The sequence below is a fragment of the Phreatobacter aquaticus genome (assembly GCF_005160265.1).
In the GTDB taxonomy this organism is placed as follows: Bacteria; Pseudomonadota; Alphaproteobacteria; order Rhizobiales; family Phreatobacteraceae; genus Phreatobacter; species Phreatobacter aquaticus.
The window spans coordinates 3,630,335-3,645,893 of sequence record NZ_CP039865.1 but is presented as its reverse complement, the minus strand read 5'-3'; the positions used below and the strand labels follow the sequence as shown (position 1 = coordinate 3,645,893).

13 protein-coding genes and 1 tRNA gene are annotated in these 15,559 nt (G+C 67.2%); 11 read left to right on the top strand and 3 right to left on the bottom strand.

Features of this window, described 5'->3' with window-relative positions; translation table 11 throughout:
• Positions 1–218: 218 nt before the first annotated feature.
• Together mfd and E8L99_RS17275 are read right to left on the bottom strand one after the other, a co-directional pair.
• Positions 219–3,737, bottom strand: a complete 3,519-nt coding sequence (mfd, locus tag E8L99_RS17280) for a transcription-repair coupling factor (RefSeq protein WP_137100711.1) — start codon at positions 3,735–3,737, stop codon at positions 219–221.
• Positions 3,737–4,036, bottom strand: a complete 300-nt coding sequence (locus E8L99_RS17275) for an FAD assembly factor SdhE (protein WP_137100710.1) — start codon at positions 4,034–4,036, stop codon at positions 3,737–3,739. Before E8L99_RS17275 ends, mfd begins: the two co-directional genes overlap by 1 nt.
• A gap of 127 nt (positions 4,037–4,163) precedes the next feature.
• On the opposite strand from E8L99_RS17275, the gene recG reads away from it, so the two are divergent.
• The 6 genes from recG (at position 4,164) to E8L99_RS17245 (ending at position 9,303) form a co-directional block, all read left to right on the top strand.
• Complete coding sequence (gene recG / locus E8L99_RS17270) at positions 4,164–6,278, top strand: ATP-dependent DNA helicase RecG (protein ID WP_137100709.1); 2,115 nt, start codon at positions 4,164–4,166, stop codon at positions 6,276–6,278.
• A gap of 2 nt (positions 6,279–6,280) precedes the next feature.
• Positions 6,281–6,646 (top strand): YbaN family protein, encoded by a 366-nt coding sequence (locus E8L99_RS17265; RefSeq protein WP_137100708.1) that lies wholly within the window; start codon positions 6,281–6,283, stop codon positions 6,644–6,646.
• Positions 6,643–7,533 (top strand): PfkB family carbohydrate kinase, encoded by an 891-nt coding sequence (locus E8L99_RS17260; protein WP_137100707.1) that lies wholly within the window; start codon positions 6,643–6,645, stop codon positions 7,531–7,533. The genes E8L99_RS17265 and E8L99_RS17260 overlap by 4 nt, the downstream gene beginning before the upstream one ends.
• A gap of 92 nt (positions 7,534–7,625) precedes the next feature.
• Entirely contained in the window at positions 7,626–8,327 is a 702-nt protein-coding gene (locus E8L99_RS17255) for a hypothetical protein (RefSeq protein WP_137100706.1), read from the top strand.
• Between the two features lie 89 nt (positions 8,328–8,416).
• Positions 8,417–9,163, top strand: a complete 747-nt coding sequence (locus E8L99_RS17250; protein WP_137102168.1) for an SDR family oxidoreductase — start codon at positions 8,417–8,419, stop codon at positions 9,161–9,163.
• A gap of 65 nt (positions 9,164–9,228) precedes the next feature.
• Positions 9,229–9,303, top strand: a tRNA-Lys gene (locus E8L99_RS17245).
• Positions 9,304–9,689: 386 nt separating this feature from the next.
• Here the strand turns inward: E8L99_RS17245 and E8L99_RS17240 are convergent.
• Positions 9,690–10,706 (bottom strand): LacI family DNA-binding transcriptional regulator, encoded by a 1,017-nt coding sequence (locus E8L99_RS17240; RefSeq protein WP_137100705.1) that lies wholly within the window; start codon positions 10,704–10,706, stop codon positions 9,690–9,692.
• Between the two features lie 145 nt (positions 10,707–10,851).
• Between E8L99_RS17240 and E8L99_RS17235 the strand changes: the two genes are divergently transcribed.
• Genes E8L99_RS17235 through E8L99_RS17215 form a run of 5 tightly spaced genes read left to right on the top strand, consistent with a single transcriptional unit; the run spans position 10,852 to position 15,548 of the window.
• A complete protein-coding gene (locus E8L99_RS17235; RefSeq protein ID WP_137100704.1) occupies positions 10,852–11,628 on the top strand; it encodes an ABC transporter permease in 777 nt (258 codons plus the stop codon).
• Between the two features lie 3 nt (positions 11,629–11,631).
• Positions 11,632–12,420, top strand: a complete 789-nt coding sequence (locus E8L99_RS17230) for an ABC transporter permease (protein WP_137100703.1) — start codon at positions 11,632–11,634, stop codon at positions 12,418–12,420.
• Between the two features lie 11 nt (positions 12,421–12,431).
• A complete protein-coding gene (locus E8L99_RS17225) occupies positions 12,432–13,229 on the top strand; it encodes an ABC transporter ATP-binding protein (RefSeq protein WP_137100702.1) in 798 nt (265 codons plus the stop codon).
• Positions 13,222–14,499, top strand: coding sequence for a DegT/DnrJ/EryC1/StrS family aminotransferase (locus E8L99_RS17220; protein WP_252511142.1), 1,278 nt, complete (start codon positions 13,222–13,224; stop codon positions 14,497–14,499). The genes E8L99_RS17225 and E8L99_RS17220 overlap by 8 nt, the downstream gene beginning before the upstream one ends.
• Complete coding sequence (locus E8L99_RS17215; RefSeq protein WP_252511141.1) at positions 14,499–15,548, top strand: ABC transporter substrate-binding protein; 1,050 nt, start codon at positions 14,499–14,501, stop codon at positions 15,546–15,548. The genes E8L99_RS17220 and E8L99_RS17215 overlap by 1 nt, the downstream gene beginning before the upstream one ends.
• The last annotated feature ends 11 nt before the right edge of the window (positions 15,549–15,559 follow it).

Below are 15,559 nucleotides of genomic sequence, written 5' to 3'. Positions count from 1 at the left end.
AGCCGACGTCTGCCCGAAGGCCGCCATGGCGATCAGGGCGAGCGCGGCGGCACCAAATCCTGCATTTCGAAGTGTAATCATTGCCTCTCCAAGGCCCCGCATCATCAAAGCGCGTCTCTCTTGACCTGACAAGACATCCCGGTCCTCGCCGGGACATGCGAACCCGGCGGCAAGTCTATCACCGGACGGGCGAACGATTTCGCGCACCGCCCTCCCCGTCACGCCGCCTTCTTCGTCTCGGCGATCTTGACGAGATTGCGCAGGATCACGGTTGTGCCCTTCAGCCGGTCCTCGGCGCGCGACCAGTCGCGGATGAAGACGATCTTCTGGTCGGGGCGCACCTTCGCGAGCGACCCCTGCTCGCCGATATAGCGGACGAGGCCGGCCGGATTGGCGAACTTGCCGTCGCGGAACGACATGACGATGCCGCGCGGACCGGAATCGACCTTGTCGACATTGGCTCTGCGGCAATAGGCCTTGATGACCGCGACCTTGACCAGATGCTCGACTTCCGGCGGCAGCGGGCCGAACCGGTCGATCATCTCGGCGGCGAAGGAATCGATCTCCTCGTCGGTCTCAAGATCGCCGAGGCGGCGATAGAGTTGCAGCCGGAGCGTCAGGTCCTCGACATAGGTCTCCGGGATCAGGATCGGCGTGCCGACCGTGATCTGCGGCGACCACTTGTCGGCCACCGTGTCCTCAACGAAGCCCTGCTTCATCAGGGCGACCGCCTCTTCAAGCATCTGCTGGTAGAGCTCGTAGCCGACCTCCTTGATATGGCCCGACTGCTCGTCGCCGAGCAGGTTGCCGGCGCCGCGGATGTCGAGATCGTGGGAGGCGAGCTGGAAGCCTGCACCCAGCGTGTCGAGCGATTGCAGAACCTTCAGGCGGCGTTCGGCCTGCGGCGTCACCGGCTTGTTCTCCGGCAGCGTGAACAGGGCATAGGCGCGGGTCTTGGAGCGGCCGACGCGGCCGCGCAGCTGGTAGAGCTGGGCAAGCCCGAACATGTCGGCGCGCCAGACGATCAGCGTGTTGGCCGAGGGGATGTCCAACCCGGACTCGACGATCGTCGTGGAGACGAGGATGTCGACCTTGCCGTCATAGAAGGCACCAATGCGGTCCTCGAGTTCCGTCGGCGTCATCTGGCCATGGGCGACGATGAACTTCGCCTCCGGCACATGGTCGCGCAGGAAGGCCTCGACCTCGCCGAGATCCTCGATGCGCGGGCAGACGAAGAACGCCTGGCCGCCGCGATAGCGTTCGCGCAGCAGCGCCTCCCGGATGATCAGCGGGTCGAAGGGCGTCACGAAGGAGCGCACAGCCAGCCGGTCGACCGGCGGCGTCGCGATGATCGAGAGATCGCGCACGCCGGTCATGGCGAGCTGCAGGGTCCGCGGGATCGGGGTTGCGGTCAGCGTCAGGACATGGACCTCGGCGCGCAGCTGCTTGAGGCGCTCCTTGTGGCCGACGCCGAAATGCTGCTCCTCGTCGACGATGACGAGGCCGAGATCCTTGAACTCGATCGCCTTGCCGAGCAGCGCATGGGTGCCGACGACGATGTCGACCGTGCCCTCGGTGAGGCCCTTCTTGGCGGCCGCGAGATCGGCCGAGCCGACCATGCGGGACGCCTGCGCCACATTGATCGGCAAGCCCTTGAAGCGCTCGGTGAAGGTCTTGAAGTGCTGGCGGGCAAGCAGCGTGGTGGGAACCACGACCGCCACCTGCTTGCCGCTCATGACCGCAGCGAAGGCCGCGCGCAGCGCCACTTCGGTCTTGCCGAAGCCGACATCGCCGCAGACCAGGCGGTCCATCGGCTTGCCGGCGCCCAGATCCTCCAGCACCGCCTCGATGGCGAAGAGCTGGTCCTCGGTCTCGTCATAGGGGAAGCGCGCCGCGAATTCGTCATAGGCGCCGTCGGGCGCGACGAGCTTCGGTGCTTCGCGCAGCGCCCGAGCCGCGGCGATCTTGATGAGACCGGCCGCCATCTCGAGGATGCGCTTCTTCATCCGCGCCTTGCGCGCCTGCCAGGAGCCGCCGCCGAGCCGGTCGAGCTGGGCCTCGGTATCCTCCGAGCCATAGCGCGACAGGAGCTCAATATTCTCCACCGGCAGGAACAGCTTGTCGCCGCCGGCATAGTGGATCTCGACGCAATCATGCGGCGCGCCGACGGCGGTCACCGTCTTCAGCCCGATGAACCGGCCGATGCCGTGATCGACATGGACGACGAGGTCGCCGGCCGAGAGGCTGGTCGCCTCGAGGATGAAATCCTGCGCGCGCTTGCGCTTCTTCTGGGTCCTGACGAGGCGGTCGCCGAGAATGTCCTGCTCGCCGATGATGGCGATGTCGGGCGTCTCGAAACCCTCCTCGATGCCGAGGACGGCGAGCGCGATCTCGTCGCCGCGCAAAGCCTGGGCAACCGTCCAGCTCTCGACGGTCTTCAGGTTCTTCAGGTCGTGGTCGGCCAGGATCTGCGACAGGCGCTCGCGCGACCCGTCGGACCACGCGGCGAGGATAACCCGCTTCTTCTCCTTCCGGAGCTCGGCGACATGGGCGACCACGGCGTCGAAGACATTGGCGTTCTCGTCGGCGCGTTCGGCGGCAAACGAGCGCCCGCGCCGGCCCTCCAGATCGATCATCTGGCCTGAAGACGCGCCTGCCAGCGCGAAGGGCGACAGCTTGACGACGGATTCCGCGCCGCGGACGGCGTCCCATTCCTTCTCCGTCAGATAGAGCAGGTCCGGCGGCAGCGGCTTGTAGGAGGTGTGGGCGGGATCGTGGTCGAGCGCCGACTTTCGCGCATCGTAATGGTCGGCAACGGTGGTGAGCCGCTCCTTGGCGGCCTCCTCCACCTGGTTTTCCAGCACCACGCCGGAGCCCGGCAGATAGTCGAAGATCGTATCGAGCCGGTCGGTGAACAGCGGCAGCCAGTGCTCGACGCCCGGATGGCGGCGGCCCTCCGAGACGGCCTCATAGAGCTGATCGCCCTTGGTCGAGCCACCGAAGGCACGGACATAGGCCAGGCGGAACTTCACCATGGTCTCGGTGGTGATCTGCACTTCCGAGGTCGGCACGAGGTCGAGCCGACGCAGGCTCCCGGAGGTGCGCTGGCTCTCGGGATCGAAGGTGCGGATCGATCCCAGCGTGTCGCCGAAGAAATCGAGCCGGATCGGCAGCTCCAGGCCCGGCGGATGCAGGTCTAGAATGCCGCCGCGCACCGCATATTCGCCGACATCGCGGACGGTGGAGGTGCGGAGATAGCCGTTGACCTCGAGCCAGGACCCGAGCTGCGCCATGGAGAGCACATTGCCGGGGGCAGCCGACAGCGATTGCGCGCCGACAAAGGCGCGGGCCGGCACGCGCTGGAGCGCGGCATTGATGGTGGTCAGCACGATCGCCGGCGTGGCGCGTCCGGTGACGCGGGCAAGCCTCGACAAGGTCAGCATGCGCCTGGCCATCAGCGCGCCGTTCGGCGAGGCGCGGTCATAGGGCTGGCAGTCCCAGGCCGGGAACGTCAGGATCTCGATCGAGGGCGCGAAGAAGCCGAGGGCTGCCTCCAGCGCCTGCATGCGCGGGCCGTCGCGGCAGACCACCACCAGTTCGGGCGAAGCCTGGTTGCCCTTGGCGTGGAGCTGGCGGGCGAGATCGGCGATGACGAGCGCATCGAAGCCCTGCGGCACGCCGCCAAGGGTCAGGCGGCCGCGCGAGGCGACGACATCGGCAGGCGAACGTTTGGCCATCAGCCGACCCAGGCTCCGCGTCCCTCGGTGTGGAAGGTCTTCAGCGAGCGGAACACGGCGGTGTCGTAATTGGCCGGGGTGTCAGCCTTGTCGGTGACCCAGGCGAACAGGTCACGGTCCGGCACCTCGATCAGCCGCTCGAAATCGTCGAGCTCGGCCTCGGAGAACTCACCGATATGGACATCGGCATAGCGGCCCATGATCAGGTCCATCTCGCGAGTGCCGCGATGCCAGGAGCGGAACAGGATCTTGCGGCGGCGCGGATCGAGATCGGCGGAAGAACGGGTGGTTCCGGTCATGGCGGGCCTCGCGGATGAAAACGGCAAAAGCCGGGGACGCCCTTGTCGGCGCCGCCCGGTTCACGCCGACTGACTAGCAAACGCCAAAGCCCCTGTCAGTGGGACAAGTTGTCGATACATTCCCGCCATGCGTCCAGCGCGACTCGATCCACTCTTTGCCCCCCTCGTCACGCTCAAAGGCGTCGGCGCCAAGTTGGAGGCCCTGTACCAACGGCTGCTCGGCACGGAAGCGGCGCCGCGGGTGGTCGATCTGTTGCTGCATCTGCCGTCGGGCATCATCGACCGCAGGGCCCGGCCGACGCTGGCCGAGGCGGTGCCAGGCACGATTGTCACTGTCGAGGTGCTGATCGAGAAGCATCGCGCGCCGCCAGCCTCGAAGAGCCGCGCGCCCTACCGGATCCTGACCTCGGATGAGACCGGCGACCTGACGCTCGTCTGGTTCTATGCCCACAAGGCGCGCATGGAACAGATGTGCCCGGTCGGCGAGACGCGGATCGTCTCAGGCACGATCGAGCTGTTCGACGGCATTCGCCAGATGGTCCACCCCGATCGCGTCATGACGGCGGAGCAATTCGCCACCATGCCGCTGATCGAGCCGGTCTATCCGATGACCGAGGGTCTCGGCGCCGGCCTGATCCGGCGAGCGGAGGAAGCAGCGCTCACCCGGCTGCCGAAACTTCCGGAATGGCTGGATGCGCATCTCGTCAGCCAGAAGGCCTGGCCGGATTTTGCGACCGCACTCCGGACCCTGCATGCGCCGGCCGATATCCGCGATTTCGCGCCCGAGGGGCCGGCCTGGTCGAGGCTTGCCTATGACGAACTGGTGGCGAACCAGCTGGCGCTGGCGCTTGTGCGCGCCAATCTCCGGCGCCCGGCCGGCCGGCGCAATGTCGGCGACGGGGCGCTTCGCGCAAGGCTCGCGGCCGCCCTGCCCTTCGCGCTGACGGGATCGCAGCAGAAGGCGGTCGCCGAAATCGCCGCGGACATGGGAGCCGAAACGCGGATGCTCCGGCTGCTGCAGGGCGATGTCGGCTCCGGCAAGACCGTGGTCGCGCTGATGGCCATGGCGGCGGCCGCCGAGACCGGCCGGCAATCGGCCCTGATGGCGCCGACAGAATTGCTGGCCCGCCAGCATGCGAAGACGCTCAAGGCGCTTGCCGGCTCGGTCGGGCTTGAGGTCGCCATTCTCACAGGGCGTGAGAAGGGCCGCGAACGCGAGGCGATCCTGGCGGGGTTGGCCTCCGGCACGATCCCGATCGTGGTCGGGACGCACGCGCTGTTCCAGGAGAGCGTTCGGTTCCACGACCTGGGCCTGGCGGTGATCGACGAGCAGCACCGGTTCGGCGTCCATCAGCGCCTGGCGCTCGCCGCCAAGGGCGAGGCGGTGGACCTTTTGGTGATGACGGCGACTCCCATTCCGCGCACCCTGGTGCTGACCTATTTCGGTGACATGGAGTCGTCGCAGCTGACCGAGAAGCCGGCAGGCCGCAAGCCGGTCGATACCCGCGTCATCTCGCTGGAGAAGCTCCCCGACATCATCGATGGCGTGGGCCGGGCGCTGGAGGCCGGTCGGCAGGTCTATTGGGTCTGCCCGCTGGTCGCCGAATCCGAGGATCCCGACAGCGCGGCCGGCGATCTCGCCGCGGCGGAAGAGCGCTACCAGATGTTCCGCCAGCGCTTCGCCGAGGCCGTGGCCCTGGTTCACGGGCAGATGAAGGGCCCCGACAAGGATGCCGCGATGGCCCGCTTCCAGTCGGGCGATGCCCGCCTTCTGGTCGCCACCACGGTGATCGAGGTCGGTGTCGACGTGCCGGCGGCCTCCATCATGGTGATCGACCATGCCGAACGCTTCGGCCTTGCCCAGCTCCACCAGCTGCGCGGGCGGATCGGCCGCGGCGAGACCGCCTCGACCTGCATCCTGATCTACAAGGGCCCGCTCGGCGAGACATCGGCGAAGCGGCTGGACATCATGCGGGAAACCGAGGACGGATTCCGCATCGCGGAGGAAGACCTGAAATTGCGCGGCGAAGGCGACCTGCTCGGCACCAAGCAATCGGGCCTGCCCGGCTTCCGCGTGGCGCGGCTCGAGCACCACGCGCCGCTGATCGAAATCGCCCGCAATGACGCCAAGCTGATCGTCGAGACCGATCCGAAGCTGGAAGGCCCACGCGGCGAGGCCCTGCGCGATCTTCTCTATCTCTTCGGACGGCATGAGGCGATCCGCCTCGTCAAGGCAGGCTAGAGATGGTCCGGCGCACCTGGAACTGGGTCCTCTTCTGCGTCGGCTGGGTGTTCACCGCCATCGGCGTGATCGGCGTGATCCTGCCGGGCATTCCTGGCACGGTGTTCCTGATCATGGCGGCCTGGTGCTTCACGCGCTCGTCGCCGCGCTTCGAACACTGGCTGGTCCATCATCCCAAGCTCGGGCCGCCCGTGCTGCGCTGGCGCGAAAGCGGCGCCATCGCGCCGCGGATCAAGATGATTGCGATCGGTTCGATGGCTTTCTCCTGGGGCCTGGTCTGGCTGACCGCGCCGCCGATCGGCATTGCCGCCTCCGGCATCTGCCTGGCGCTGTCGGCGCTCTATGTGGGAACGAGACCCAATTCATGACCCGGATCGTTGCAGCCGGCATCACCACGCTGGATTTCATTTATTCTGTCGATGTCATGCCGAGCGAGGCGCTGAAATATCGTTCGAAGGCCCTGACCACATCCGGCGGCGGGCTCGCCGGCAATGCCGCGACCGCCTGCGCCCGGCTTGGCTGCGACGTTCGCCTGATCGCGCGGCTGGGCGATGATCCGGTGGCACAATCGATCCTCGCCGAGTTCCATGACGAGGGTGTCGACACCAGCGGCATCAGATTGTTTGCCGGCCATCGGTCGCCGGTCTCAGCGGTGATGGTCGATCCCGCCGGCGAGCGCATGGTGGTCAGCTATTCCGACGACACGATCCCGGCCGGCACCGACTGGTTCCCGGCCGATCTCGGCCAGTGGATGGATGCCGCCCATACCGATACGCGCTGGATCGAGGCCGCGCTGGCCGTGCTGGCCGAAGCGCGCAAAGCCGGCAAACCGTCCGTGCTGGACGCCGACCGCAAGCCGACGAGACCCGAGGTGATCGGGCTTGCCAGCCATGTCGGGTTCTCGGCCCAGGCGCTGCGCGAATTCACCGGTATTCACGATCTGCCGGTCGCGCTCGCTCAGGCTGCGGCCGCGGCGGTCAATATCCTGATCGTCACCGATGGGCCGCGCGGCTGCTGGTACATGGAGGGCGGCCGCGTCCATCACGTGCCGGCTTTCGCGGTGAATGCTGTCGACACGCTTGGTGCCGGCGACACCTGGCATGGGGCGCTGGCCGTCGCACTCGCCGAGGCGCAACCGCTTGGCCGGGCCATCCGCTTTGCCAGCGCAGCAGCGGCGCTCAAATGCACTGAATTCGGCGGCCGCAAGGGCATGCCGACGCGGAGCGCACTCGATCATTTTCTGAAAGGCTCCTGAGCGTGCGGCACAGGATGTACGCGCCGGATACATCCGCTATGGTGCGGCCCGTGATTTCACCTATCCGGCCTTTCCTGCTGCTCGCAGCTCTCATGTCCGCCCTGATCGGCGCCCCCTCGGGCGCGCGGGCAAATGCGCTCGAACCGTTCCTTGCCCGCCTCGGCGAGGCGCAGGTCCAGTACCGCACCACCACCACGCTGCTGCGTGCCGGCCGCAACGAGGATGCCGAGGCGTCGCTGAAGAAGCTGACGCAGCTCTGGGCGCAGATCAGCACGCTGGTGCGCGACAAGCCGCCGGCCCTGTTTGGCCAGATCAACCTGTTTCCCGAACTGATCGCAGGGACCGGCGCGCGGCTCAAGCGGGCGGCCGACGACCTTGCCGATGGCCGTGCCGACGCAGCGCTCGAGACCATTCTGCCGCTGAAGCGCGACTGGATGAACCTGCGCCGTGCGGCAGGGTTCTACGGCATTGTCGAATGCCTCGACGAGGCGAGCACCGTGCTTGGGCCCCTGCAGGCGATGCGGCGGACCGCTCCGGATCTGACCCGTGGCGAGGTGCGCGGCGACATCATCGCCAAGGCGGCAGTCTATCGCTATGCGGTCAAACGTTGCGAAAGCTTCGCCAATGCCGACCTCTCGTCGGATTCCGACTACCGGCGGCTGACGGAAGCCGTCTTTGCAGCCCTTGATGTCGCCGCAACGGCGATCCGTCTGCGCGACCCGGCCCTGCTCGAACGGGTGCTGACCGATCTCAAGGGCTACGACACGCAACTCTCCCAGCGGTTCGGCGGATAGCTCGCCCGCTGGACAGGCCCCTTCCCGCCATGCCACCTCTTGGCGTCAGGACGCCCGGGATGAACGAGGCGGCAGAGGAGGATATCGGCATGGCCAAGCGGCTTCAGGGCAAGATCGCACTCGTGACGGCGGCGGGGCACGGCATCGGCCGGGCGATCGCGGAGGCCTTCGTGGCCGAGGGCGCGACCGTCTATGCGACCGATATCGACAAGGCGCGGCTCGAGGGCATCAAGAAGGCGAAGAAGCTGAAGCTCGACGTCACATCGACGCGTGCGGTGGATGCGCTGGCGGCCAAGATCGGACAGATCGATATTCTGGTGAACGCGGCGGGCTGGGTGCACCACGGCAATGTGCTGGACACGTCGGAAGCCGACTGGGCCCGCTCCTTCGACCTCAACGTCACGTCGATGCACCGCACGATCAAGGCCTTCCTGCCGGGCATGCTGGAGCGAGGCGCCGGCTCGATCATCAATATCGCGTCGGGCGCCTCGTCGGTGCGCGGCATACCGAACCGCTATGCCTATGGGTCCTCCAAGGCAGCGGTGATCGGGCTGACCAAGTCTGTGGCCGCCGATTTCATCCGCAAGGGCATCCGCGCCAATGCCATCTGCCCGGGCACGATCCAGTCGCCCTCGCTCGACGACCGGATCACGGCGCTGGCCAAGGCCACCAAGCAGACCGAGGCCGCCACCCGCCAGGCCTTCATCGACCGCCAGCCGATCGGACGGCTCGGGACGGCGGAAGAAATCGCCTGGCTCGCGGTCTATCTGGCAGCGGACGAGAGCGCCTACACCACCGGCACGATCCACATCGCGGATGGCGGCTTCTCGCTTTGAGACGCGAGGTCGCGGCCAGGACGCGTTGACTTCCCGGCCGCGATCCGCCAAACCCCCCGCCGGATGGGCGGGTAGCTCAGCGGTAGAGCACGTGACTTTTAATCATGTGGTCGAGGGTTCGATCCCCTCCCCGCTCACCATTTTAGCCTGCAATGCAGCGGCTGCGGTGAGTTTCCATCCTCTCGGTCACATGACGTCGAAGCGGCAATGGTCCCAGGGTCACAACCGGGATCACGATTCGAGCAACAGGCCGAGGCTTTCCGGCTCATCTGGCTGCCCAGTGCCAAGGCGCCCAGGCGGAGCTTCAGCGTGAATTGCCCGATTCACACTCGGGGCCTGGTACGGCGCAGATGACGCAGGAGTTGAACCTTCGCTCATTGGATGCCCCGCGGCGCGTTCCACGCAACTCTGGTCTTATGTCAGGGCACCGCCCGCACTGCTGCCAGGTCCGCTTTCGCAAGTGACCCCATATCTGCATTGGCGACGCGAGGCGCGACATCGACCCCAACCACGTCGCCAAGTGTGCTCAAGCCACAGTGCGACTGACAGTAGATCGCCGGACGACGAGATCGACCGGTAGTTCAACCTCCCCCTCGGTCGGCTTCTCCTCGATAAGGTCGCAGATCATCTCGGCGCAGGTCGTGCCGATCCGGGCCGTCGGCACGTGCACCGTCGTGAGCGGCGGAGACAGGTGGGCCGACATGTCCAGGTCATCGATGCCGACCACGGAGAGATCGTCCGGGACGGACAGTCCCCGCGCCTGTGCCTCGACCATGCAGCCGATGGCGATCAGGTCAATGCCGCCGATGATGGCGGTCGGCGGCTCGGCAAGACCCAGAAGGCTCGCGCAGCCGGAGCGCCCACCGGCCAACGTGGTCGGAACCTGGATTGCGAGCCAATCCGGGACGGGCAGGCCCGCGGCAGCCAGGAATGCCCGCGCGCCGTCCTGGCGGGCGCGCTGGCGGTCGTTGAAGGCGTGGCTGCCCGTCATGACCCCGATCCTCCGATGGCCGAGCTCAACGAGATGCCGCGCCGCCAGCGCTCCTGCCCTCTCGTTGTCGACCACGACGGCCGCATGGCCGGCCATGCCGCGCCAGGTCAGGACCACAGGGACGTGGGTGTCGGCGAGGATGGCCTCCGTCTCGGGGGCTCGCTCGGCCCCCACCAGCATGAGCCCGTCAACGCCGCGGCCGACCAGCATCTTCACCGCTTCGGCCTCCGCGGCGGCATTGTAGTCGTGGGAGGAAACGAGGAGCTGGTAGCCCCTCCCGGCGAGAACCGCCTGCATGCTCTGCAGGGCGCGCGAGAAAATGGCGTTGTCGAGGGTCGGCACCACGGCGCCGATCGTCATGGAGCGCCCCGAGGCCAGGGCGCGCGCGGCGGCATCCGGGCGATAACCGAGGCGCAGGGCGCTCTGGCGGACGCGGGCCAATGTCTCGGCATTGAGCAGTTGCGGGTGTGACAGGGCTCGCGAGACGGTCGCCGCAGACACGCCGGCGTCGCGGGCGACATCAATGATCCGGGCCTTGCGGTTGGACTTCATGCTTCATCCATGACTGAAATTTGTTTCAGTCGCAATGATCGGTGGATCGACACAATACGGTATTATCTGCGTTGACAAGCCTCACCGGCTATGTCGCAATGAATGTAAGCGCTTTCATAAAGAGCGCATCAGGGAGGCGACCCGTATGCTCGGGCGCAGGGCAACAATCGGCCTGGCGACGGTGGGCGCGGTCGGCGTCACGTGGTGGCTGCTGACCTCCGTGACGGGGCTCGTCGGCTCGGCGCGCTTTCCATCGCCGGCGGAATTCTGGGTCTCTCTCAACCAGATCCTCACCCGGGGTTATGCCGGCGCTGGTCTTGCGCAGCACGCGGTGCACAGCCTGAAACTGGTGGTGATGGGCTTCGCCGTGGCGGTGGCGACAGGCATCCCGCTCGGACTGTGGATGGGCTGGGACCGGCGTGTGGAGGCCTGTATCAACCCGATCTTCCTCATCATTCGACCCATTCCGCCGCTCGCATGGATCCCGCTTGCCATCCTGTGGCTGGGCCTCGGCGATGCGGCCAAGATCATGGTCATCTGGTTCGCCGCCTTCGTACCCTCGGTGATCAACGCCTTCGCCGGTGTGCGCAACATCGACCGGCCGGTCATCGAGGCGGCCCGGATGCTCGGCACGCCACGCTGGCGGATGGTCCACGAGATCATCGCGCCGGCCGCCGCCCCCATGATCTTCACGGGGCTCAGGCTGTCCCTGCAGGCAAGCTGGACGACGCTCGTCGCGGCCGAACTGGTGGGGGCGCTGGTTGGCCTCGGCTTCATCCTGAACATGGCCCAGCAGGACATCTATCCAGGCATGATCCTCGTCGGGATGGTGGCCGTCGGCCTCCTTGGCTGGGCGACGACATGGCTTCTCGGACAGGTGGAGCGCCGCGCGCTCGCCTGGAATGTCGCGGCGAGGGACTAGGCGATGAAGCAGTCCGCGCTGTCTCTTTCGCAAAGGCTGGGCTGGGGTCTCCTCGGCGTGACGCTGATCATCGGGCTTTGGACGCTGCTGACTGCGACGGGTTTTGTGCCGCGGCAGTTTCTGCCCTCGCCGCTGGAGGTCGCCAGCCGGTTCCTGACGCTGCTGACCTCGCCCTTCGCGGGAGCCACCCTGCCGGTTCATCTCGCCTCGAGCTTCCAGCGCTATGCCTATGGCGTGGTCCTTGCGGCGGCTGTCGGCATTCCGCTCGGACTGCTCATGGGCTGGTTCCGCCTGCTCGATGACATCGTCACGCCGATCTTCGACGGCCTTCGCTTCATCGCACCCATCGCTTGGGTGCCCTTCGCGGCCCTCTGGTTCGGCACGGGCGTGGGCGGACCGGTCATGATCATCTTTGCAGGCGCCTTCCCGCCCTGCCTGATCAACGCCTATCGCGGCGCGCGTTTCGTCGAGCCGCGGCTGATCGAGGCCGCGCGCATGCTGGGCACCGGCCACATGAGAATGATCGTGGAGATCCTTCTGCCGGCCGCCGTGCCCTCGATCATCGCGGGGCTGCGCGTCTCGGCCGGCCTCGGCTGGCAGTCGCTTGTCGGCGCAGAACTCATCGTCGCCGCCGCCGGCGTTGGCTTCATGATGGTGCAGGCCCAGGGCAGCGTTCAGACCGCAACCGTCATGAGCGGAATGATCGCGATCGGCGTGGTCGGCATGGCCATCGACATGGCCCTGCGCCAGGGCGAAGGCTGGCTGCGCCGCCGGCGCGGGCTCGAAAACTGAGGACGCGCCAGATGGGATCGATCCGCTTCCAGGGTGTCAACAAGGTCTTCGGGCCGGAGAACTCCGGCGTGAAGGTTCTCGACGATATCAATCTCGATATCGCGGAACGTGAATTCGTGGCGATCGTCGGCCCGTCGGGCTGCGGCAAGACCACTTGTCTGAGGATGGCGGCGGGCTTCGAGGCACCGAGCTCCGGCATCGTCAGCGTCAGCGGCAGGACGGTGACCCAGCCAGGCCCGGACAGGGCCGTCGTCTTCCAGCAGTTCGCGCTGTTCCCGTGGAAGACCGTGCGGGCCAACATCGATCTCGGCCTGCGCAACAAGAACCTGCCAAAGGACCAGCGCGACGAGCTGATCGCAAGCGCTCTCAAGCTGATGAACCTCGAGAGCCACGCGGAGGCGTTCCCGCATCAGCTGTCGGGCGGCATGCAGCAGCGCGTCGCCATTGCCCGCGCCTATGTTCTCGATCCCGAGGTGCTGCTGATGGACGAGCCCTTCGGCGCGCTCGACGCCCAGACGCGTGTCGTCATGCAGGAGGAGCTGGTGCGGCTGGCCCGGGTCAATCCGCGCACCGTCCTCTTCATCACCCATGCCGTGGAAGAGGCCGTCTATCTGGCTGACCGTGTCGCGATCATGACCCGGCGTCCAGGGCGCATCAAGGAGATCATCGACGTCAGGACGATCCGCCAGGCGGAGAACTGGGACAGCTTCAGCAAGATCGAGGACGTGATGGACCTGGACTCTTTCGTCCATCTGCGCACCCACATCTGGCGGTCGCTGCGCGAGGAGAAGGGTCCGTTGGGTGTCTGAGCCGCGCCGCCTGACCCGCGACCTGACCGAACCTCCCCCCGTGCCGGAGGCCGGGATCGCGCGCGCCGTCGAGCTCATGCGGTCGGGGCGGCTTTTCCGCTATGGCGAGCTCGGCGCGGATCAGGCCGATGCGGCGCTGCTCGAACGCGAGTTCGCGGCCCTTGTCGGGCGCCGGCACTGCATCGCGGTGAATTCCGGCGGCGGCGCCCTGTTCCTGGCGCTGAAGGTGCTCGACGTGTGCCCCGACGAGCCTGTCCTCGTCAATGCCTTCACTCTCGCCCCGGTGCCGGGCGCCATTGTCCATACGGGCGCGCGGCCCGTCATCGTTGCCATCGGCCCCGACTATAAGATCGACGTCGCCGACCTCCGGCGGAAGGCGCGCGACAGTGGCGCCCGCGTGCTCATGCTGTCGCACATGCGCGGCCACCTCGCCGACATGGACGCCGTGATGGCGGCCTGTGACGACCTCGGCCTGCTGCTTGTCGAGGATTGCGCCCATGCGCTCGGCGCACGCTGGGGCGAGCAGACGATCGGGACTTTCGGCGTTGCCGCGGCGTTCAGCGCGCAAACCTACAAGCACCTGAACGCCGGTGAGGGCGGCTTTCTCGTGGTCGACGACCCTGATCTGGCGGCCCGCGCCATCCTGCATTCCGGCAGCTACATGTTGCACCAGCAGCATCTCGATCCGCCTTCGCCCGAGATCATGGCGCACTGGACGGAGCGGACACCCAATTTCAGCCTCCGCATGACGGCTCTGGCGGCAGCGGTTCTGCGGCCGCAGCTTCACGATCTGCCCGAACGTGTCGAGCGCTGGAACACCATCTACCGGCGCATCGCGGCAGGTCTCGCCCGCGCGCAGGCCGTGCGGCTGCCACTCCGCCCGCCCCAGGAGCATTTCACCGCGACCTCGATCCAGTTCTCCCTGCCCGGCCTGTCGCCTCAGGAGATCATGGCCGTCCTCGATCTCGCGCGGGCCCGCGGCCTGCCGATCAAGTGGTTCGGTGCGGCTGAGCAGGCCGGTTTCACGAGCGCACCACGTCACTGGCGCTACGCGCCGGGCCAGAGCGGGCTCGACGACAGCCATCGCATCCTCGGGACCCTCTGCGACATCCGCACGCCGGTGTCGCTCACCGACGAGGAGTGCGACCTGATCGCGGACATCGTCCGCGAAAGCCTCGAAGCAGTGGCCTGCGGATCAACCGCAGCCGAACGGCACGACACCGCCCCGGTACGGAGCGGGTCCCGCCACCAACACCCGGGAGGAACATGATGAAAAAGACCCTGGCCGCAATGGCCCTCGCACTCGGCCTCGCAACAACACCCGCGGCGGCCCAGGCGCCTGCCGCCATCGGCGTCAGTTACCAGCCCTCGCTCTACTGGGCGCTGCCGTTCCACTACGCCACCGTGAAGGGCTGGTGGGCCCAGGCCGGGCTCAACCCGAACTTCTCCACCTTCCCGGCTGGCGCGCCGCAGGTTGCCGCCGCCGCGGCTCGCTCATGGGACGTCGGTGGCACAGGCTCTGTGCCGGCCGTCCTTGGCGCGGTGCGGTTCAACATCATGACGATCGGCATTACCAACGACGAGTCGAAGACCAATGCGGTGATGGTGCGCGGCGACCGGTTCGACGCCATCCGCGCCAACCCGGCCTCGCTGCGCGGCCAGCGCCTGTTGCTGACCACCAACTCGACCGTGCATTTCGCGGCACGCCGCTGCCTCGAACGCCTCGGCGTCAACGCCGCCGACATGCAGTTCGTCAATCTCGGCCAGGCGCAGATCATCACCGCGCTGACCTCCAACAATGGCGACATCGCCGGCGTCTGGGCGCCGAATACCTATACGCTGGAAGAGCGCGCCAACGCCCGCTACCTGTGCTCAGGGGCCGAGGCCAACGCCATCGTCCCTGGCGCGCTGATCGTGCGTTCGGACTTCGCAAAGGAGCGCCCGGACGATGTGGCCAAGTTCCTGGCGGTCTACCTGCGCGGCTGGTCATGGGCCAAGGCCAACCCCGCCGAGGCGCGGCGACTGGCGCTGGACTTCTACAAGCAGGGCGGCCTTGAGGTCTCGGAGCGGGCTATGGACCAGGAGTTCGCGCTGCGGCCGACCTTCGGGCTCGACGAGCAGCTCCGGATCATGGCCCGCAACGGCGCCACACCCTCCGTCGTGGACGGCTGGTTCGGCGAGATCGGCAAGTTCGCCGCCGAGGTGGGCACGATCCCCGCCAACCCCGCGGCCGCCAGCTATATCAGTGACGACTTCCTGAAGCGGGTGGCGGCAAACCCGCAGCTGCGCGCCTTCGCCACCGAGTTCGACCGGCGCTGAGCACCGCGTCG